The sequence below is a fragment of the Anaerobacillus sp. genome, assembly GCF_046314235.1.
GTDB lineage: Bacteria > Bacillota > Bacilli > Bacillales > Anaerobacillaceae > Anaerobacillus.
The window spans coordinates 20,214-40,745 of record NZ_JBKBWN010000024.1; the positions used below are offsets into that span (position 1 = coordinate 20,214).

The following is a 20,532-nucleotide window of genomic DNA, read 5'->3' on the forward strand; positions in this document are numbered from 1 at the left end:
GTTCTAAATTTCCTGCTACTGTACCAAGGGCAAACACAATTGTTCCGATAATAAGTAATAACCCTATAACAGACGGTAATAGTTTCGCTCTCATCATTGAAATACCAACGAATATCATTCCTATTACAAAAAGAAGTGGTGCCCAAAAACACAATAACTTTACCCAATAAAACACCTTCACCATCTGAAAAAACTAGATTAATAGAGTGTGCTAAAGCAAGAAATAAACCTGCGATCATAGACATGATTCCACCAAATTTAATTCGAAACTAGGAAGGCTAACAAAATACCTCCGCTGATCTGATTATGAGGTTAGACGATAAAAAATGAAGAGACGATAAGCCTTACGAAAAGATAAATCTCACATTTTACCAATGTTATGGTAAAATAGTCTGTAAACTATGTATATTATGAATATTTTAACATGAGGTGGTAATTTATGCACAGTAACCAGACCCCTGCTTACGAAAATCCTGCTGGATTTGGGGAAAGATTTTTTGCCCAGATATTAGATCTCCTATTTATTTTTCTTCCAATTACCATCATTAGTTATATTTTGACTGGAGAACTAACTCTCCCCTTTGAATTCTTAATGTTTTTATACGGTATCATCCTTCCAGTCATTTGGAAGGGCTTCACTGTCGGCAAGAAAATGATGGGGATCCGAATTGTAAAGATTAACGGTGACCAAGTTGGAATTGGTACGATGCTACTACGAGATCTTGTTTCAGGATTTATTTACACATTTACATTTGGGATTGCGTCTATTGTTAGTTTTTTCATGGTGATATTTAGAGAAGATAAGCGTGCCATCCACGATTTTATCGCAGGCACCATTGTTACATTTCATATTCCAGAATAACACTTTCAAAAGCTTCTATTCAAAGGTGGGGAAGCGAAGGGACGGTTCTTGTGCTTCCTTTAGTTTAAATTAAATCCCAAAAAATTGATTTAAAACAACGTTGTAGTGTATAATTTAAGCATAAACAGACAGACAATAAAAAAAGACCGAACGGTCCAACGTCCGGTCAGCAATTACATCCGCTACTGCTGCTCCTGCGATTACTCGTCGCATGCTTTGCAAAGAAGTCTCTCAGGAAGGTAGCAGGGTGACCAAAAATCGATACTAATGAAAAAAGTAACTATCCTATTCCTTGGTCAGGGCTGGACGGTTACTTTTTTCTGTCTTTGACGATGACTATAATCAATGATACAACTCCTATCAAAACTATATTTGATTGAAGTGCTACAATTATTGCCTCATATGTCGTCATTCTTGCCACCCCCCTCCTATTGGGGAATGGTCAACCGCCCATCCGCTTTATGTAACTGCTAAATAATTTTTTATCGAACATTAGTTCTTAAATCTATAGTTTTATAATCTAAAATAAAAAGTCAAGTGCCTGACATAACCTCATGAAAAAAAGAACGAGGTTACATAGCCTTCGTTCTTCCTTTCAAGCAAGAAGAAAACTCTACTCTTCCTTCTTCCCACCACCACGAAACGATAGCCGGTGAAAGGTATTAATATACACAAACAGTTCTTCTCCCGTTACTCTAGGCGAATCGGTAATTAGTAGCCTGGTATGTTTCTGGTACCCAGATGTAGTGATGGACATACTCGGTAAGAAGAAAACCGCATGATTGCCAAAATTGGATACGCTTTGTATTTTCTGGTGTTTCCTCTGAATCGGCCTCAATAATTATTTTCTGAATACCCTTAGCAAGTGCTTTCTGTCGCAGGTACATAACAAAATGTTTGCCAAGTCCCTGTCCCCGCTCTTTTTCAGCTACTGCCAAATAGTCAATGATCATCACACCATCAGATAAAAGCTTCCCTGTGAGGGCCATAACAACCGCTACGGAGTTGTTGTACCCCACATGAAGCTCGGCAATTCCTTGTACAAACATATTTTTGATAATCTTAATGTGCTTAGCCCCCTTTTCACCAAATGCCTCCATATAGAGTGGGCTCACGTCCTGCCAAAGTTCATCGTCCCAAGTACAAACGGTTTTAATTTTCATAAAGATTTCTCCAATCTAACTTGTTGTTCTTATTTTACACCAAATCCATGCAATTTCCTTTGCTTTTAATAGAGTAAATAAATTAACAAGCTCAAAGAATGTGATTTATCACATTGCAGCGTGACGGCTCTTCCATTCGTTTAGCGTAACGAAAGAAGCAACAGAACCGTCCCCTTGCTTCCTACGAAAAATTTGTTACTTTCTCATGTATATACGAAAAAAACCTCACTTTATGTTGGAAAGTATTTACAGAAAGAACGCCGTCTTGATAGGTTTTATATGGGTTTATAGAGAATAAATATATTATAATTTTAACTTTCTGAATATTAAAAAGGGGGTGAACTTGAATTTAGTTTGACTACCTTTCAATTAAGAGGAGGAATTAAATTTGACGAGAAAAAAACTTTTCAGCATCTCTTTAACAATCACACTCCTATTTACCTTAGCATTTCAGTCACTTGCAAGTTCTCACTTTCACGAGACAATAGGACAAGGAAATCAACCTGGAACGATCCACATTGGTACTTTGCCTGCTGAGCCTAACCCAGAAAAGCCCGTGCTAGTATTTGTCCAAGGATTAACGAACAACTCAACGACTTGGTATCAAGGAAACAATATGTATGATTTAGCGAGACAAAATGGCTTTGAAACGGCCTTTGTTGAACTCTACGACTCAGGTGGAACGCCGAAAAGTTATTGGGACAACGGTGCAATCTTAGCCAATCAGTTAGAGCAGATTTCTGAATACTTTGGCGGTAAGAAGCTAGTTATTGTGGGCTATAGTAAAGGTGGCGTTGATGCTCAAGTTGCCTTAATTCACGAAGGAAAACACCATTTAGTATCTGATGTCGTAACAATAGGTTCTCCTCACTGGGGAAGTGAATTGGCTGACTTAGCAAATAGCTCATCTTTAGGTTGGCTAGCAGCCTTAATAGGGCAAAATAGCGAAGGAACAAGAAGCTTACAAACTGGTGTAATGAACCACTTCCGAGCAATTACTGACAATCGTTGGGAAGTGAACCAAAACCGTTATTACACGATCGCAGGTAACCGAGCTGGTCCTTTTTTCTCTAACTATTAGTGGGGCGGTACATTTATCTCCGGGCCTAGCGATGGCGTTGTTTCCGTTGTAAGTACACGCCTTCCATATGCGAATGAACTAGCAGTTCGTAACTGGAATCATGGTGAAGTACACCAAGGGTCAAACGCACTTCCACTTTTTAGAGATAGAGTAACAACAACAAAGCCTATGCAAGAAGCAGCTCTTGAATACTTCTATGACAAAATAGCATCAGAAGAAATTGATTTACTAATTCGCGGTGGTGCACAATACGGAAAAGCTGAAGAAACATTTTTCGTAGAAAATGATGTGAAGACGATTACGATTAACTGGATGAGCGCTACAAAATTAGACTCTGTAGAACTAGTAAGAGCTGGAAATAACGAACGTAAAACATATGAAGTAGTTGGTGTTCAAGACACTGAATACTTTAACGGAGCATGGCATCACTTTATTGAGATTGAAAATCCAAAGAAAGGTGAATGGAAGATCCGAACACATACAAATGAAACTTCAGCCTACGCGCTACTTGTTAAGTTTGACTCGAAATTAAACAAACAACTTAAGTTTGTAGAAGATGGAAATAAGAAAAACTGGAGATATATTGTAGACTACGAACCTGGAAAAAATCGAGGCAACACGCCATTCAAGTTGTTTTATGAAATTGATTTTGTTCCAGGTAAAGGTAACACCAACAAACAAATTGGTCAAAAAATGAGAGACTTTAGACAAAACCAAAAGCATAATGTAAATAACCAAGTAACAATCCCTGACCGTGGTGAAGGTGCCTATAACATCACTGTTGATATTGAAGGCGTAAGCCCATCAGGAGACAAGTTCCAACGTACGGTAATTAAATCTATTTATATTGATGATCAAGGTAATGCTTATTAAGGAAGCGCCGGGACGGTTCTTGTGCTTCTTTCGTTTAGCGAAACGAAAGAAGCAACAGCAGCTCCGTCCCTTCGTTCCCACGGAATAACAATTTCGAAAGCCTCTATTCAAAGATGGAATAGAGGCTTATTTTACCTTTTTGGTAAACAATGGTATATTTCTTCATACTCTAATTTTTTCATATAAAAGTGTCTAACGAACATAAAATAAAACACTCTGTTCTTTAAGTAATTTCACCACCAAGTTCCCTTTAGCATGAAGTAATTAACATAAAGGGCACATGGGCAGCCGCCACGTTACCTCTAGCATAAAGTAGTCAACGTAAAGGGCACATGGGCAGCCGCCACGTTACCTTTAGCATGAAGTAGTCAACATAAAGGGCACATGGGACAACGCCACGTTCCCTTTAGCATGAAGTAAGCAACGTAAAGGGCACGTGGGCAGCCGCCACGTTACCTTTAGCACGAAGTAATCAACATAAAGGGCACATGGGACAACGCCACGTTCCCTTTAGCATGAAGTAAGCAACGTAAAGGGCACATGGGACACGTTAAAAAGAATGATAGAAATTGACAACCTCTCTAACTCAATCTTGTCACTTCACTTCCCCCAATTTTGCTAGATAGTCAATCAAGAAATGAAAGACAATGAGCGGCAAAATTGAACCAATGCCAATATAGAGAATAGAAAAGATTAATCCAAACACAGTTGTTCTTAAAACTCCGCTAACAAACCCTTGATAGGTATGAGCTAATCCAAACAAAAGTGAAGAAAAGACGATAACAAACCAAATAGAGACATCAGGAAATAAATAACCTAAAGCAAAAATAAGAAACCCCCTATAGATGATCTCTTCCGTAATCCCAGCAGTTAACGAAACATAATTCCAGACTCTCTTCTCTTTGTCAGTAACGGGCAATATTTCTGAAAAACTGACATTCTCCCATTCTTTCTGGTTTACCTGTGTCAATTTTGCTTTAATCTTATCGCTAAAGTGATAACCAACCGAATAATACAAAATTCCAACAAAGTAGATAGCCACTAAAGCAAGCGCACCATACGTCACCCATACTCCTAAAGTATCAGTGTTAATTTGTGGGGCAGATAGACCAATATCTTTTAAAGTTAATTCTGTAAAAATAACTAAGAGTAATATGAATAAAGTTGGAATCCAAAGACCAATGATTGTATTTTGATAAAATTTTAACCTCGCATTTTCATTTCCTCTCACATTAACTTTAAATTTTCTGAAATCAAAATACCCGATGATCGGTTCATATAATAACGCAAAGAAGATGACCAACCAAAAACCAAGTTCCATAAACTTCACTCCCCTCTTTTATATAATTTGCCATTTTCTTGAACAATCCTCTTAAAACAACAAACTTTATTAAAACTACGTAAGTTATTAGTACTATAGCGTTGTAATAATAACTTCTTCTTTCTTACTAGTGTATTGAAATAAAATTTATGTAATTCTTATATCTGTAAGTGAAATTTTTCCGTTCATAAATTAATAAGAACTACAGCCAAAGCCATAGTTCTTATCTACCTAACTTCTATTCTATTGATTATAACGGAGCTACTGGAGTATTGTCCTTTTAAATGAAAAATTAAGCTTTATTATTTACCCAACGACGCAACTAACTAGAGAGTTCTTTTCGGTTCCTATTTTCCCCAGACTTTAGCGGCACAATAAAAATATTGTCCTTACTCCAGCTTATTACAAAATGAATATCATCTCTTGTTAAAGGCCTAAGTTTTATAGCTTGTCTTTTTGCCTCTGAAATTCTAAGAAAAAATCAAGTTTTGATATGCTGATTACAATCTAACCAATACTCGGTTTGTTCTAACAGACCAGCTAGTTGGAAGAGGCGATCTTCCCCACCTCTAGCTGCCATAAATTGAACTCCACAAGGTAAGCCTTCCTTTGTTAAATGAAGCGGTACTGACATGGCCGGCTGGCCGGTTAAATTGGCTAACTGGGTAAACGGTGTCCGCATTAAGCTTGTTTCAGCAAGCTTGTCTACGAAGGTCGTTTTTAATAGTAACTTCGTAAGTCCTATTTTACTGACAAGACTAACAATGGTTTTTTCGGCGGAGGTTAGTGCGAGTTCTCCAATTTTTGCAGGTGGTTGGGCCGTTGTTGGCGTAATGTAAAAATCATACGTCTCATGAAAGCTTTCCATCGCAAAAGCCGCTTTATCCCACTCTTTTAAACTAGTGACAAAATCTCCTGCAGACACAGATTGACCAATTTGCCCTAATAGCCAAGTAGATGGCTCTACATCAGCAAACCTAGCTTTTCGGCCAATGACACCTTCAAGCTCAGCAAGGGTTGCCGCAACTTCCCCGAAATACAACATTAAATAACTATTAGCAATTTTCTTGCCATCGATTGGTGCGTCTTTTTCCTCGACGATGTGTCCCATTTGTTCGAGCATTTTAACCGTTTTTAGAACGGCATCCTTACACTCTGGATGAACGTCTGTACTAAGTGGTGACTGCACAGAAAACGCAAATCTTAACTTTTGATTCAATAGTTGGTTTAGTATCTCTAAATAACTGCCTGTAAAAGGTGGTGCGTGGAATGCCGCCCCTTTTGCATTACCTTGTAGTTCGTCAAGCATCGCCGCACTATCCCGCACTGATCTAGTAAGGACATGGTCAACGGAAGCTCCTTGCCAATTTCTGCCCACTGTTGGCCCTACTGGAGTTCTCCCTCTTGTCGGTTTTAGACCGAAAAGTCCACAATAAGCAGCTGGAATTCGAATGGAGCCACCACCGTCATTAGCTCCTGCCAATGGAACCATTCCTGATACTACAGCAGCACCTGAGCCACCGCTAGAACCACCTGGTGTGTAAGCTTTGTTCCAGGGGTTTCTTGTCACTCCATGAAAAGCAGGCTCGGTAACCGCCATTAAGGCAAATTCAGGAACATTTGTAGATCCTAACATTATTGCCCCTGTGTTCCGTAGCTTTTCTACAAAATATGAGTCTTCCTTGGCAACATAATCTTTAAATGCCCTTGACCCTGACGTGATGCGCTCGCCCTTCACCGCTTGGGTAATATCTTTAACAAGCATCGGTACGCCAGAAAATCTCCCCTTTTCATTCGCACTAACGAGGTTCGAATTTCGTTTATAAAACTTATCTATCACCGCATGTAAGGTTGGATTTAGCGTTTCAATTTGCTTAATGGCTTCTTCCACTAACTCCTCAGGTTTTACTTGTTTCGTTTGAACTAATTGGGCTAATCCAAGTGCATCATAGTTTTTGTACGTCTCTCCTAACAAAAAAATCCCCCCTAACAGTTACGATAGGGAGTATTTCGTGATCGTCACGGTGTATCCCTGCTTAATTATCTCAATATTCGCTCATTATTATCAGATTTTTAAGCGTTTGCATACCTGCGATGTTTTTATTTACCTGACGGAAAAATGAAAGGAAGCGACATGACGGGCTTTGTATCTTTTCGTTTTGCGAAACGAAAGAAGCAACAGCTCCGTCCCCTTGCTTCCCACCAACCTGTCAAGCCATTTACTTGGAATGCTTTCTTCCCTTCCAAGCTATATATCCTAAAAGCATACCAAAAGAAGTATAAAAAATAGCACGGATTAAAATTTCTGCTATCACTATAGTATATGTATCTTCTGTAATTTTCCCAAAAATTACATCTAATATAAAAATCAGAATAGAACCACAAATACCAAATGCAATACCATATTTAAAAATAAATCTCCATTTCCCACCAGTTTTTTTCTCACTAGCAAAATTCACAGTGCTTAGCTCCTATCTCTCATCTTTTATTTTTCATTGGAATAGTTTTACTTTACATTCTTATCTACCATTTACGTAGATTTTCAAAACTAGATTAATAATTTTTACTTTATTATAACACCATAAATATCCATTTACTTGGCGATACCCTAACCTAAAAAAATAGGAAGCGCCGGGACGGAGCTGTTGCTTCTCCTCAATAATTGATTAAAAACTACGTATTAGTGTATAATCTAATCATAAACAGACAGAGAATAAAAAGACCGAACGCTCCAACGTCCGGTCAAGCAATTACATCCGCTACTGCTGCTCCTGCGATTACTCGTCGCATGCTTTGCAAAGAAGTCACTCAGGAAGGTAGCAGGGTGACCAAAATATTGTTTATTACTGAAAAAAGTAACATCCTAACCTTTGTCGGGGCGCTGGACGGTTACTTTTTTCTGTCTTTGACGATGACTATGATCAATGATACAACCCCTATCAAAACTAAATTTGATTGAAGTGCTACAATAATTGCTTCATATGTCGTCATTACCCCCACCTCCCTTCTTTCGGGAGATGGTCAACCGCCCATCCGCTTAATGTAATTACATATAATAATTATAACGAACTTATGTTCTTTTATCTATAGTTTTACTAAATTAGGAAGCAACAGAACCGTCCCCTTGCTTCCCCTTGCTTCTTAAGCTTGGATGAAACCTTCCCGCAATCCCTTTTGTAAAAATGGGCTCGGTTCTCCTACGCTGTAAATATACAAATAATGCATAGCTCTGGTGCAGGCAGTGTAGAAAACTCTGCGTAAGCTCTCATCACCGTATGCAAGCTTAGATGCATCATAAATGATGACAGCATCGAATTCGATACCCTTGGACAAATACGTTGGCACTACTACAACTCCTTGCACATATTCACTCGAGTTGCTCTTTAAGAGTTTTATTTCATCAATGCCAGACAAGGCTTCATAGGCAATGATACTTTCCTCTGCAGATTTGCATATGATCGCAATACTATTTAGCCCAAGACTTTGTAATTCTGCGACTTTGGAGGCAATGCAGCTGTGCAATTCTCCGTGATCTGCGACTTGTTTAAGCACGGGTTTCTCGCCGTCACGTTCAAAAGGAACAACCTTATCTCCATTAGGAACAAGTCTTCGTGTAAATTCAATGATTGGTTTGGTAGATCGGTAACTCCTTGTAATATTGATCAATTTCGTTTCATTTAATCCGTAAAGGCTGCTAAGTGTGTTGAAATCAACCATTTCATTAGCATGGGCGAATATCGCCTGATTAAAGTCGCCAAGCACTGTCATCTTTGCGGCTGGAAACAAACGTCTTAAAAATTCAAATTGAAAAGGAGAATAATCCTGGGCCTCATCAACAACGATGTGTTTGATTGAACTGTTCGTTTGAAAGCCTTGGATCAGCTCTTTCAAAAGTAAAAACGGCGTAGCGTCCTCGTGAAATAGTTTATCTTCATCTAGCATTTCTAGCGTCGTTTGACAAATATCCGTCCACCTTACTGGTGTTTACCCGATCAAACGTTGGATCTGGGCGGGATCAAAAAAGAGCTGCTTATACATCCCCTTAAAGTCAATGAAACGATAGGCTCGGATGCGTTTTTGTAACGGCTTCAATTTTTGGCGAACAATCAATTGGGCAAGTGAATTTGGTTCCATCTCATAGTCTGCAATCGCCTCTCGCTTAAAGCCTCGTTTTTCCGCTAAGTAACGATGTGCCTTATGGTATTCTTCGTTACTTAGCAGCTCGATTTCATCCTGTACCCATGACTTATTTCTTTCAACCCTTTGGACTTCCCTTATTTTTACAAGAAGCCAATCCCTCAATTTTTCAAGTCGATTATGAAAGCGGAGTAAAGTATCATGACTGTAAAAACGATCTGCTATTTGTTGTGCAGTAACAATCGGCTTTCCTCTGAAGGTAATGTCCTTAAACTGCATTCCTGATAATTCAAGTGACTGTCTATATGATTGGATCGCCTCAAAAAATCGGGTAGATGCTTTAAATCGGATACTGATAAGCCTAGACCTGTACGAAGGCGTAGTCGTCGCAGTTAAAACATATTCCAATTGCTCATAAGGATTTTCAACTTGAAACTCTTCACCCAGACGATGATTCAAGTATTCCTGAAATGTGACCTGTTGCATATTCTCTTCACCAAGTTCTGGCAGTACATTGGACACGTAACTACTAAACAAGGAATTAGGAGAAAACAGAATGATTTGGTCAGCATTTAGATGATCTCGATATTTGTAGAGCAAATAAGCAATTCGCTGCATAGCAGCCGATGTTTTCCCGCTTCCTGCTGCACCTTGTACAATCAATAGCCTCCCGCGGTCATGACGGATGATATGGTTTTGCTCTTTTTGAATGGTCGCTACGATATTGTGCATTTGTTTGTCGGTACCTTTACCCAAAACCTGTTGTAAAATCTCGTCTCCAATGGTGAGACTCGTATCAAACAGCGATTGAAGAACACCTCTGCGAATAAGGTATTGCCACTTTTTCTCCAAAACACCTTCGATTGTGCCTCCAGGTGTTTCATACTTGGCCGGACCCGGCTGGTAATCGTAGTAGATGCTTGAGACAGGAGCCCTCCAGTCGTAAATCAGGAAATCTTCTCCATTACTATCCTGAAGTGAAGAGATACCAATATAGAATTTTTCATCCGTTGCGTTTCCTTCTTCGACAAAATCAATCCTTCCAAAATAGGGAACCTCTTGCATTCGGCGCAGCGTCGCTAAACGCTTAGATGCATGCCGATGAGTGCTTTGACTAACAGAGAGAGCTTGTGCCTCTTGCCGTAAGCCGATAATAGTCTCGAGGTAATCATCAAAGGTATCCGTACTCACCTTGACTTCATCCCAAAAGTGCTTGCGGATCTGAACCACTTCATTCTTACTCTTGGCAGTTTCTTCTTCCAATCTGTGTATTTCCTCCGTAATTGTCTCCATTACACAGTCTACTCGTTTTTGCTCCTGCTGAAGTTCCGAATTCATCCAAACACTCCTTACATAAGATTTTGATAAAAAGGTTGACTAGTGCAGCGACTATAATGTATAATTATAATAGGTTAAATATAGCCAAATTCAATATACTATAATATACATTTATATAAAGGTACCATAATATCGTTTTCTTTTCAATGTATTGTAAATAATATGGCCTATCTTTTAAACATAAAACTTTGCTGAAGCATTTTCAATTGAACGATCCTGACATTCAATATATGAGAAGAGTAGTATTAACGTTTTGACGTAAAATACTACTCTTCTCTTTTTTATATACAGACCGCCACCATTACGCGAGTGTACGCTAAGTCTTCTATTTTAATAGATTGGCTTGCTTAACGGAACTGCAAACAGCTCAGAGATAAATTGCAACTTTTATTTTATTCTTTCAAAATCGGAACCAAAGGAATGATCAATCGCAAATGAATAATAGTAGCATTAACTCCTCTGATCATGGCTTCAATACACCAGTCGGAAAAAATTAAGAGGCGTTTTATATACTGCCTCTTGTAAAAATATTTTTAATGTTGGTTATGATAGGTTTGTGAAACCTAAGTGTGGAACAAGTTTCTTCGGGGAGTGCCGGAAGAACGACATTATGAAATCTGTTTTGTCTAAAAAACGACTAATCAGCTTCAATAAAAACTGTTAAAGTGCACCATAGATGACAGAACGCAATCTTGGTTGGTGATAGCCTTCTAGGTTAGGTAACATTTGCTGCATATAGACAGCTGAGACTTTTTCTTTCGGGTCAATAGACACCCATGTACCTAACATACCTGACCAACCAAATTCTCCAAGTGAACTATTCGCCCCGCCTAATGCCTGATCAGACATGACTCTTACACCTAAGCCATACCCGTACCCTGAGAGATAATTCCAATTATAGTTTTCACGATTTTCTGGGCGAAGATGATTCGTTGCCATTAAATCGATTGTCTTCCTTCCAATGATGCGCTCACCATCAAGTGTCCCGTCATTTGCCAGCATTTGAGCAAAGCGACTGTAATCATGAAGTGTAGACAGTAAACCACCACCGCCACTCTCAAATTTCGCATCGGCTTGAATATTACTATCCATTGTTGTGTTCTTTATAAAATTCCCTTGATCATCACGATTATAGAAGGAGCAAAGACGATCCTTTTTTGATTCTGGAATGCGGAAAAAGGTATCCTCCATTTTCAAAGGTTCAAAAATCTTTTCGTTTAAAAATTCCCCAAAGCTTTTACCGGTTAGCACCTCAATAAACGCTCCTAGTACATCATGACTTAATCCATAATGCCATCTCGTTCCAGGATCAAAGGCTAATGGGATGCTAGCTAAAGTCTGAGATAATTGACGAGTTGTCCTTTTTTCCCCTCTTTGATCTATTTCCATTAGAACTCTCGCCACATGACGTTCGGTTTCATTCCCTTCTCCAGGATACGTTAACCCTGAAGTCATTGTAAATAAATCTTTTACCGTTATTGACCTTGATGCTTTAGTGGTGTAAATTTCTCCTGACTCAGTTTCCCGATACACATTTGGATTTTTGAATTCAGGCAAATATTCTTCTAATGGATCATTGAGTAAAAACAGTCCTTTCTCATATAACATGAGTGCTGCTGTACAGGTAACAACCTTTGTCATCGAATAAATACGGTAAATCGTATCGGTTGTAATTTCCTTTTTCGTTTCAAGATCTGCATATCCGACATAATCCTCAAAAAGTCTTTCTCCTTCACGATGAACTGCTAATGCACATCCAACAGGACCTCTTTCAACAAAGCTTCTTAAAAGAGGCTGTAGCTTTTCTTGAAAATGATTCATTACCCTCACTCCTTAAATCTTCATTACAATAGTAAAATTCTCTATTTACTAGTGGAAATCCTTTCCTTTATTAAAAAGGTCTTGAAGTTTATGTCTGAACCAAAAAGGTGAAATTTCTATTGAATAGTATGGTTGTACTGAGCAATAAATTCACTTTTTTCTTTAATTACATAAAATGTTTTTTTGCCATACATAGTTCGTCCAGACATATTTCCAGACAATACATAAAGTAAAATAATCCTGTATATATGGAGGTGAAACTTCATGAGTGGTTATGGTCACAGAAGAGACAATAATTTTGCGTTAATCGTTGTCTTGTTCATTTTATTGATTATTGTTGGCACGGCTTTCGTTAGATCACATTATTAGAAACCTTTTTTGATGCGAATGCTTCTTCATAAGTGTTCGCTTTTTTTTCACTTAATTCTTCTTTGTATAATTCACCTCTTTGTAACTGTGAATAATTGGTCTTACTCGTCAGTTTCGTAATGTACAATATCCTAAATACTTAAATGTATATATAACCGATATAATTCGTCCAAACCTCCCTATAACTAAAACATAAAGTATAGTAACACTTTTGGAACGGAGGTGAAGATTTAATGGACCAATTAGCAATGGCGTATCAAGGACAAATGGTAGAAATTAGAGATACTTATGGTGGAATTCATACAGGAATTATCGAAGGTGTAAATCAACAAAGAGGTTTATTTCTTCGCACATCACCCTTTAGAAGGATATTTATTCCCTTCTTTCTAATCACATCTCTTCTTCTTTTAAGACGTTTTTTCTAAAAACAAAATTGATACAACTATAACATAAAATTAGCAAATTATAAGTGCACTCACTTTGCTTTAACGAATAAAAAGAGCTGAAAAAAAGCTCTTTTTTACTTCTTTCTCCAAAGAATAAATTTATTTCACAGTATCTAGTCTACTGCGTAATACAGTAGTTTTTCTAGGTCCCTTTGCAGAAGACTGAACTTATAAATATTAAGTCACAGTGACGCCCCGAATTTTCTTGTTTCATAAGCGCTCATTGTTAAACAAGATTTTTCGGGTTGTCACTGTGAAGATTTCAAAACATGGGTGTGAAACAAGACTTTTCGAGGAGTGCCAAGCACCGGAAGTCGTAAACCTCATCTAATCACTCCATTTTCAATTGTTTGTTTGATGCTGATAATTAAACTTTAGCCATACCTCTTTGTCTGTTATTTTGTTAATTATTTCGAGGAGTGCCAGGCACCGGAAAATGACATAGTTCTCAGACTATGATTACCATTTACTTTTTTCTACGTTAAATTTATAATTTAACGTAGAAAAGGAGGTGAAAAAAGATGGAAGTTACTTTAAAGATGATCCTTCTAGCAATTAATGAAAATGCTCAAGAATTGAACCAACGAATTGACAACCTAGAAATCCGCATGGATAGTCGCTTTGACGAACTTGAAAAGAAAGTTGACGGGAAAAGTACAGAACTCTCCGAAACACTGGAAACATTACACTGGGTAGCCACAAAGACCTTGCGACACGAACAAAAAATTAAACTCCTCCAACAACAGCAATAATCCTTAATTCTAAAAATCATATAAGTAGAGGGTCGCTTGTATAAGACATGGACCCTCTTTTTCATTTTTGCTATACTACAAAAAAAGAAGCCGTTTTTTGGAAACGAGCTCCTTAAAGTCTTTGGAATTAAACCTTTTAGACCTTCAAATAGATTCGTCTATCACACTGTCTTCATAAACGCTTCCCCTCTTCTTCTAGCACGAATATTACGGAAGATCGCCTCATAAATATCATTCTTTGTTCCTTTTATTTCTTTTTCGTCTCCAGTTAACAGGCTATACAAAAGCTTAAGGTCAATGGCTGTTGCTTCAATGATCACACTCTCTTTAGGCTTTGTTTCGATATTAAGTCACTGTGACGCCCCGATTACATATCACGCGCCTCTTCTCCGTCCCTTTCAAGACCTCGTAAAAGCCTTAGTTCTCGTGGACAATCAACACAAATAGTAAAATCGTATTTTTTAGCTAATTCCTTACGAATAGAATAAACACCCTCTATTATGACAATACCCCCAGTGGGAACAGTATGCCATTCTGCTAAATCATCATTCTCCCAATCATATCGTTGATAATGTCCTTCTTTGTTTTGACTAATAGCTTCAAGAACTTGATTTAATACACGTTTCCAATCAAAATCTGCACCTACTGGCTTATTCTCTGGATGTGTTTTTATAATTTGTGAGGATGGTAAATAAAAATCATCCATATGTTCAATAGTTACATTAGAACATTTATCCTTCAATTCTTTTGCGAATGTACTTTTTCCTGAACCCCCACATCCATCTATTCCAATTAATAAGGTTGATTGTTTTTTAGAAATTGAATCAATTGACCTAACTAACTGTTCTAAAGTATTAAATTCACCTTTTTTTTGAAATTCACTCTATCACCACACTTTTAGATTTCCGCTATTGATGTATTCTGCCTTGTTATTTTAACAAGGGAATGCGATAACCTTTATTCAGCTGTCGCATTCGTTAGCTTAACAAGACACATTAACTTTCCTCTAATATTCTTTTCAACTCGTTGTGTTGTTGCTCTGTCATATTGTAATATTTAGCATTTCCATCACCATATAAAATCGCACTACCATCATCTTGATACCAAATATATCGTCTTATTTCAGTAACACTGTCTGCTAATCTATCTAACGATATAAAAACATCAGCAATATCCTTTAAATAAAGTGGCTCTTCTATTTCCTCTAAGTTATTAATGATAGTTCGCACCTTAGTTATTGCTTCCGTATCAGTAACTTCTGTATGAAAATCTACGCCCTCGCCCCTTTTATCATTGAATGGAGTACCAATACGAATTACTTCATTTGCCGAACAACCCAAAAACATTACTGACATAAGAATGATAAGTAATAACCTACTCAAGTTTTTTATTTAAACCATCTCCTTTCACGCTGAACCACTGTGCTATCGCTTCCGTTAGTTGAATTAAAAACACATTTGCTCCTAATAAATTGCTTCGTGAATATATAGTGGTATCTAAATGGCTCTATTAATATTTAATGTTGTTTTTTATAATGGAATTGGCTTTCAAAAAATCTGGAAGCCTACTAATCTGTTTATTAATTGTACAACTTAAACACCCTGATTATTGAGAGAATTGTGAGTTTACTTGTATAAAGAAAAATAAATGCCAGCCAATATTAAGGAAAGAATTATATTTCTAATCCAGATTAACTTACTACTAATTCCAACTTTACTTTCTAAGAAGTTTATATAGTAAACTATTGTTAAAAACCCTAACAATGTCGGTATATGGGCCTCCATCACACTTTCAACCACCTCTAGCGCCATTACTATAAATGTGTTTTTTCAATCAAAGATACAAACAAATATCAGTAAATTACTGTTTGATATTAAGCTTTAGCGGAACAGGAAATGCCAGTCGTTTAACGAGTAGATTAGATAAAAGGTAATGAAATTATTACGAGTGTTAGATGGGCGGGGAAAATATGAAGCTATTTATATATTTTGGATTGATGATAATTTCATTGGTGGTTTCGATAATTATAGGACGGCTTCAAATGAAAAGGACTGAAAAATTTTTGATACCGTTTCTATCGGGTTTTTTATTAAATGTTGCTATCTTAAGTTTAGGAAGTGTCTGGTGGTACTTAACTGAAACCGATGGGATAAGTCGAGGTCTTGGTGTCTTATATTATTGTATCGCAATGGGTGTAATAGGTGTCGGAAATAATAAACATAATTAAAGATATAACAGCAATTATAATTGAAGCAGTAAGAAAGCTCCCAACAATAAACTTGATACCATACCATTGTCCTAAGAGTAAAATCACAAAAATAATTACAAAATCAATGTTAGCGTCTGTTACATTAACATATCCAGTTATAAGGGCAGTAAGCAGTGTTAACATCCAAAATATAGAACAATACTTCATTACTCCACTGTCCTTATTTTTTATACCAATGATTAAAATTAGAATCCAAAATAGTATATAAGCACATGTGACAATTACATTCTTTATTGTTGCAGGGCTTCCCATTAAAAACTCATTAAAATTAAGAACCATACCACCAATAACAATCAAAACTGATAATATAATTAGTATTGTTGATGATTTATTTTTCAAATTAAATCCCTCCTTTCTTTGTCGTTACTATTTAACAAACCTGCTTCATTACTTCAATAGCGATAATTATTTTTTTACTTTATGTATGCTATGGGAAATATAGTAACCACATAAAATCAAAGCAAAGTTCCGTAAATAGATATGATTAAATCTACCTAAATCCACTAAACCTTTTACATAAAAAGTTAATAGGAGTAGAACTATTCCAAGTGGTAAGATGCCAAGCGTAATCATCATTTTAAAGTTAATTTTCCATCTTCCATCTGCTTTTAACTCTTTAATCAAATGCCCTCCACCAAGAAGAACCCCAAACAAAATTAGTATCGATATTGGCGTTACAATTGATAAAAAATGTAAAAATGGTGTTGTAGACCAAAATGTGGTATTTTCCCATCCCCAGGATGTTTCGAAAAGCCACGCTGAACTAAGTAGGAAAAAAATCCACATAATGCACTTTAATAGATAATTCAACCTTTACCCCTCCAAATAATAAAGTTGCCTAAAGCATTCGATTTTAGAAATTTTATTCAACTCTTCTGCTCGTTAGCACATCAATGGCAGCAACACCTTGTTAAACTATTGCCTTCGTTAGTTGAAAAGTTACTTGTCTGAACTGTATTTTATTAAATAGGGTAAAAGTAATGTAATTAAAAGACCTACAAAAACACTCGCTCCTAAGCTAATAGCAAAATAAAAATCAGAATCATCCCTATTAGTAATAATACCTGTTACCATCATTGGTATTATTACTAACAAAATAAGCATTCCATTATTAGTTGCTTTAAGCTCCGTTCCACATTCTTCGCAATGTATTGTCTTACTTTTACAGAGTGATTTGTAGGTCTTTTTCCATCCAAATTGATGGTTACACACATTACATTTTGGCAACTTCATTACTTCCTCCTTGATTTTTAGTAAGCATTGGGTACTTCAATATCGGTAACGAATTTTGATAAAATGTATTACCAATCTATTTCCCCGAATATTTCTGTTAATTGTTTACCCCCAACTGTCCCCAGTTCGAAAAGCTGTTCACTTGTATTAAACTTCTGGGTAATAGCACCTTTAACTTTTGTTAAATAATATCCATCTGAATTTTGACTAATCCAATATTCTGCATCTCTATAATAGAAATTAAATTCTTCTCCCCAACCAATTCGTTCTTGAAATTCTTTAAACTCATCTTTGGTCATTCTTTCACCCCTATGATTAACTACAAATGTATACGCTCTGCTCGTACTTGAACAACAGTAGGAACTGCCGTTACAACAGTTCCTCAACTAAAGCATCCTTTAGTTTAAGTTTGTAGTTTCGCAATCTCGTACATCTATCTTTTTAATAATAAATAAAGGCTGTTAACGCTTCATTACTTTTTTTCAACAGTCTTATTCATTACAATTTGGATTGTTGTGTCTAGTACAACCAAAAAGATAACAGTTTCTTTCAATGCTAGGTAGATATTCTAAGGCTGGACGTTTACCAACTAAGATTTCTTTATATGAGTTTTTATAGAAAGATAACTCATCTCTCAATTCATCAATATACTTCATCTTGTCTTTGTAATCCCAATCTACATCATCATCATTAAGTGTTTCTTCAATTTTTTCCTCTGTTTTTAAAAGAACATCATCAAGAACTTTCTTCATCTTGTATTTATCACCGATTTGATTAAGAGAATACATATAGAGAGGAACCCAATAACTCGCATATTCAAACATGGTATCTGCATAAATTTTTACAACTTCGACAAAATCATTCGTCTCATAAAAAATATCCGCTATTTGCTCACGTTCTATATCTGAATCAGGCTCTTTAGATAGTGTGATTAAATCATTAACAATAAGCCTAGCTTCTGCATGTTTTCCTAATTTCGCTAAACAGTAACCATAACTAAGTAAGGGATGTAAACTATTATTGCCATTCCCTCTTTCTAAACTTGCAAGACGAAAGTAGTTGGTTGCATCCTTTATTTCACAGGTGTGGTATAAGCAAACCCCAAGATTATTTAAATTTTCCAGCGTAGGTTGAAAAGAGATTGACTTTTTTAGTAATTCTATTGCCTTTGTATACTCCCCTTTTACTGAATAAATTTCCCCTAGCAACGTATACGGATAGTGAGATACAGGCTCTAGTTCTATTGTTTTTTTTAGAATCTCAAGAGCTTTGTCTTCTCGATACTCCCAAATTCCGTCGCCTAGAGGGACGCCCTCTGTATAATAGAAGTAGCCTAAATTGTGAAGTGATTGAATAGAAGGTTTTATGTGAGCAGCCTTTTCAAAATACAACAAAGCTTCTTCATATTCGTTTACTTCCATCAGAGCAATTGCAAGTTCATTCATTATGGTTGTATTGTTAGGTTCTGTTTTATTCTTCTGTTTCAGCTTAAATACAAGCTCATTAAAGTCTAACATAGTTTCAATCACCTAAATTTTATTTTATTTAATTATTAAATTGTTACATAGGACCAACTAATTTGCTGATGTATTCTGCTCAATACTTCGGTAAAGAAAAGGCGATAACCATTATTAAGCTATCGCACTCTTTAGCTTAATAAGGACTCCCCATTATTTTAAAGTTTCTTCGCTTAAACTTAATACAGGAACATCAATTTAGTTATTGAACTGTCACGTTATCAAAAGGCGTTGATTCACCATTTACGTGAACATCTATTACATTGGGTTCTGGGTCTGTTGTTAGATAAAATGTATTTTGCTTAACAACGTTCTCTCCTAAATTGGTTTCATTAAACTTTATAATAACTGTATCCCCTTCTGTTTCTAAATCAGTTTCTACATCTCCACTTGAGTGAAAAACAATATAATAACCTTTCCCACCATCAGTGATTGATTGAAGTTTTAAATCGGAATCAACTTTGTCTTGTACATTATTAGGTACATTTTTAACTTCGCTTAAACTCAATGTTGATGAATTACAAGCTGATATAATAGATACCAAAAATACTAATACAAATATTTTCTTCAAATCTTTCACTCCTTCACCCTAATATTTTGATACGATTGAAAAAATTTTAAGTTCCACTTCTTGATAGATTTTCCATCCAGAATTACAAAAAGTCTATTACTGCTTATTCAACTCTTCTGCTTCGTTACTTTAAGTGAAACGAATCACAAATCTAAAGTAATTTCATAAATAAATCATACCAGAAAATAACAAATTAGGTGTGAAAAGAATTAACCAACTACTCGTATCTATGAGTAGTTGGTTAATTCCTTGCTGCGCTGTATCTAGTCTACTGCGTAATACATGAGTTAATCTGGCATGTTTGAATTTTACTGATAATTGTGGTGCTTATCCTATGAAGCAGCAGAACCGTCCCCGTGCTTCTAGGACCTATAAAAACTTCACCCTAAAAGAAGTGTCCGACGGCTACATCTTCACAAAGCCAATAAGAGAACAGCAGGGCTGCACAGTTGATTATGAATACTTGAAGGGGAAAAATTTCGAAGAGGTCCAAAACAATTGGCCAGATAAAGATTGGTCTCCTATTCCTAAAAATGAGGAGGAGTATTGGAAGGAAATTGAGGGATATGTGGATTTGAGGAAGAGGTACCTGATGGAGCAACTACCATAAGTTATCTATATTATCTAGTCAAGTGCAAAAAGACGATCACATAATAAATGAACTGCCCCCTGTCAAGTAGACAGTGGAAATAATAAAAATGATTTAAGCGGCTTTAGCTCTAAATTCCATAGGGCTAAGGCCGTTTAATCTTTTTTGGTATCTTTCATGATTATAAAAA

At 36.5% G+C, this 20,532-nt stretch carries 20 protein-coding genes and 2 pseudogenes; 7 read left to right on the plus strand and 15 right to left on the minus strand.

From position 1 onward, the window contains the following. Positions 1-439 precede the first annotated feature (439 nt). On the plus strand, positions 440-862 hold the full coding sequence (locus ACK4M9_RS20715) for an RDD family protein (RefSeq protein WP_409854663.1): 423 nt from the start codon (positions 440-442) through the stop codon (positions 860-862). A gap of 695 nt (positions 863-1,557) precedes the next feature. Here the strand turns inward: ACK4M9_RS20715 and ACK4M9_RS20720 are convergent. Further along, entirely contained in the window at positions 1,558-2,025 is a 468-nt protein-coding gene (locus ACK4M9_RS20720) for a GNAT family N-acetyltransferase (RefSeq protein ID WP_409854665.1), read from the minus strand. Between the two features lie 388 nt (positions 2,026-2,413). On the opposite strand from ACK4M9_RS20720, the gene ACK4M9_RS20725 reads away from it, so the two are divergent. Then, complete coding sequence (locus tag ACK4M9_RS20725) at positions 2,414-3,106, plus strand: esterase/lipase family protein (RefSeq protein ID WP_409854666.1); 693 nt, start codon at positions 2,414-2,416, stop codon at positions 3,104-3,106. A gap of 168 nt (positions 3,107-3,274) precedes the next feature. Continuing rightward, positions 3,275-3,979 (plus strand): hypothetical protein, encoded by a 705-nt coding sequence (locus tag ACK4M9_RS20730; RefSeq protein ID WP_409854668.1) that lies wholly within the window; start codon positions 3,275-3,277, stop codon positions 3,977-3,979. A gap of 595 nt (positions 3,980-4,574) precedes the next feature. Here ACK4M9_RS20730 and ACK4M9_RS20735 read toward each other — a convergent pair. From ACK4M9_RS20735 to ACK4M9_RS20755, 5 genes and pseudogenes are all read right to left on the minus strand, one after another. After that, a complete protein-coding gene (locus tag ACK4M9_RS20735; protein WP_409854670.1) occupies positions 4,575-5,300 on the minus strand; it encodes a CPBP family intramembrane glutamic endopeptidase in 726 nt (241 codons plus the stop codon). 481 nt (positions 5,301-5,781) lie between these two features. Beyond that, positions 5,782-7,275: an amidase gene (locus ACK4M9_RS20740; protein WP_409854672.1), complete on the minus strand. Its 1,494-nt coding sequence runs from the start codon at positions 7,273-7,275 to the stop codon at positions 5,782-5,784. Between the two features lie 244 nt (positions 7,276-7,519). Further along, positions 7,520-7,759 carry a hypothetical protein gene (locus ACK4M9_RS20745; RefSeq protein WP_409854673.1) on the minus strand — a complete coding sequence of 80 codons (240 nt, stop codon included), beginning with the start codon at positions 7,757-7,759 and terminating at the stop codon, positions 7,520-7,522. Positions 7,760-8,441: 682 nt separating this feature from the next. Then, positions 8,442-10,775, minus strand: a pseudogene (gene helD, locus ACK4M9_RS20750) (RNA polymerase recycling motor HelD). A 660-nt stretch (positions 10,776-11,435) separates the two neighbouring features. Further along, the gene (locus ACK4M9_RS20755; protein ID WP_409854675.1) at positions 11,436-12,596 is read right to left on the minus strand and encodes a serine hydrolase domain-containing protein; all 1,161 of its coding nucleotides are present in this window, start codon (positions 12,594-12,596) and stop codon (positions 11,436-11,438) included. A gap of 264 nt (positions 12,597-12,860) precedes the next feature. Between ACK4M9_RS20755 and ACK4M9_RS20760 the strand changes: the two genes are divergently transcribed. The 3 genes from ACK4M9_RS20760 to ACK4M9_RS20770 all read left to right on the plus strand — a co-directional run bounded on the left by ACK4M9_RS20760 (position 12,861) and on the right by ACK4M9_RS20770 (position 14,163). Then, on the plus strand, positions 12,861-12,965 hold the full coding sequence (locus tag ACK4M9_RS20760; protein ID WP_409854676.1) for a YjcZ family sporulation protein: 105 nt from the start codon (positions 12,861-12,863) through the stop codon (positions 12,963-12,965). Between the two features lie 233 nt (positions 12,966-13,198). Continuing rightward, positions 13,199-13,390 (plus strand): hypothetical protein, encoded by a 192-nt coding sequence (locus ACK4M9_RS20765; protein WP_409854677.1) that lies wholly within the window; start codon positions 13,199-13,201, stop codon positions 13,388-13,390. 542 nt (positions 13,391-13,932) lie between these two features. Next, positions 13,933-14,163: a hypothetical protein gene (locus ACK4M9_RS20770; protein WP_409854679.1), complete on the plus strand. Its 231-nt coding sequence runs from the start codon at positions 13,933-13,935 to the stop codon at positions 14,161-14,163. A gap of 161 nt (positions 14,164-14,324) precedes the next feature. Here ACK4M9_RS20770 and ACK4M9_RS20775 read toward each other — a convergent pair whose 3' ends face one another. The 9 genes and pseudogenes from ACK4M9_RS20775 to ACK4M9_RS20815 form a co-directional block, all read right to left on the minus strand. Continuing rightward, the gene (locus tag ACK4M9_RS20775) at positions 14,325-14,483 is read right to left on the minus strand and encodes a hypothetical protein (protein ID WP_409854680.1); all 159 of its coding nucleotides are present in this window, start codon (positions 14,481-14,483) and stop codon (positions 14,325-14,327) included. A gap of 50 nt (positions 14,484-14,533) precedes the next feature. Further along, positions 14,534-14,992: pseudogene (locus ACK4M9_RS20780) on the minus strand (uridine kinase family protein); the annotation flags it as partial. A gap of 166 nt (positions 14,993-15,158) precedes the next feature. Continuing rightward, complete coding sequence (locus ACK4M9_RS20785; protein ID WP_409854682.1) at positions 15,159-15,545, minus strand: hypothetical protein; 387 nt, start codon at positions 15,543-15,545, stop codon at positions 15,159-15,161. 788 nt (positions 15,546-16,333) lie between these two features. After that, on the minus strand, positions 16,334-16,771 hold the full coding sequence (locus tag ACK4M9_RS20790; RefSeq protein ID WP_409854684.1) for a hypothetical protein: 438 nt from the start codon (positions 16,769-16,771) through the stop codon (positions 16,334-16,336). A 66-nt stretch (positions 16,772-16,837) separates the two neighbouring features. Further along, on the minus strand, positions 16,838-17,242 hold the full coding sequence (locus ACK4M9_RS20795) for a hypothetical protein (protein WP_409854686.1): 405 nt from the start codon (positions 17,240-17,242) through the stop codon (positions 16,838-16,840). Positions 17,243-17,371: 129 nt separating this feature from the next. Then, the gene (locus ACK4M9_RS20800; protein ID WP_409854687.1) at positions 17,372-17,665 is read right to left on the minus strand and encodes a TIGR04104 family putative zinc finger protein; all 294 of its coding nucleotides are present in this window, start codon (positions 17,663-17,665) and stop codon (positions 17,372-17,374) included. A 68-nt stretch (positions 17,666-17,733) separates the two neighbouring features. Beyond that, positions 17,734-17,964 (minus strand): hypothetical protein, encoded by a 231-nt coding sequence (locus ACK4M9_RS20805; protein ID WP_409854689.1) that lies wholly within the window; start codon positions 17,962-17,964, stop codon positions 17,734-17,736. Between the two features lie 192 nt (positions 17,965-18,156). After that, positions 18,157-19,182: a tetratricopeptide repeat protein gene (locus tag ACK4M9_RS20810; protein ID WP_409854690.1), complete on the minus strand. Its 1,026-nt coding sequence runs from the start codon at positions 19,180-19,182 to the stop codon at positions 18,157-18,159. Between the two features lie 202 nt (positions 19,183-19,384). Then, entirely contained in the window at positions 19,385-19,753 is a 369-nt protein-coding gene (locus ACK4M9_RS20815) for a peptidylprolyl isomerase (protein ID WP_409854692.1), read from the minus strand. A 334-nt stretch (positions 19,754-20,087) separates the two neighbouring features. Between ACK4M9_RS20815 and ACK4M9_RS20820 the strand changes: the two genes are divergently transcribed. Continuing rightward, on the plus strand, positions 20,088-20,363 hold the full coding sequence (locus ACK4M9_RS20820; protein ID WP_409854693.1) for a hypothetical protein: 276 nt from the start codon (positions 20,088-20,090) through the stop codon (positions 20,361-20,363). Positions 20,364-20,532 lie beyond the last annotated feature (169 nt).

Coding starts and splice junctions, on each gene's coding strand:
- ACK4M9_RS20765 (WP_409854677.1), top strand. CDS start 13,199: ATGGACCAATTAGCAATGGCGTATCAAGGACAAATGGTAGAAATTAGA.
- ACK4M9_RS20720 (WP_409854665.1), bottom strand. CDS start 2,025: ATGAAAATTAAAACCGTTTGTACTTGGGACGATGAACTTTGGCAGGAC.
- ACK4M9_RS20755 (WP_409854675.1), bottom strand. CDS start 12,596: ATGAATCATTTTCAAGAAAAGCTACAGCCTCTTTTAAGAAGCTTTGTT.
- ACK4M9_RS20820 (WP_409854693.1), top strand. CDS start 20,088: ATGAAGCAGCAGAACCGTCCCCGTGCTTCTAGGACCTATAAAAACTTC.
- ACK4M9_RS20760 (WP_409854676.1), top strand. CDS start 12,861: ATGAGTGGTTATGGTCACAGAAGAGACAATAATTTTGCGTTAATCGTT.
- ACK4M9_RS20805 (WP_409854689.1), bottom strand. CDS start 17,964: ATGACCAAAGATGAGTTTAAAGAATTTCAAGAACGAATTGGTTGGGGA.
- ACK4M9_RS20800 (WP_409854687.1), bottom strand. CDS start 17,665: ATGAAGTTGCCAAAATGTAATGTGTGTAACCATCAATTTGGATGGAAA.
- ACK4M9_RS20730 (WP_409854668.1), top strand. CDS start 3,275: ATGCAAGAAGCAGCTCTTGAATACTTCTATGACAAAATAGCATCAGAA.
- ACK4M9_RS20735 (WP_409854670.1), bottom strand. CDS start 5,300: ATGGAACTTGGTTTTTGGTTGGTCATCTTCTTTGCGTTATTATATGAA.
- ACK4M9_RS20810 (WP_409854690.1), bottom strand. CDS start 19,182: ATGTTAGACTTTAATGAGCTTGTATTTAAGCTGAAACAGAAGAATAAA.
- ACK4M9_RS20715 (WP_409854663.1), top strand. CDS start 440: ATGCACAGTAACCAGACCCCTGCTTACGAAAATCCTGCTGGATTTGGG.
- ACK4M9_RS20770 (WP_409854679.1), top strand. CDS start 13,933: ATGGAAGTTACTTTAAAGATGATCCTTCTAGCAATTAATGAAAATGCT.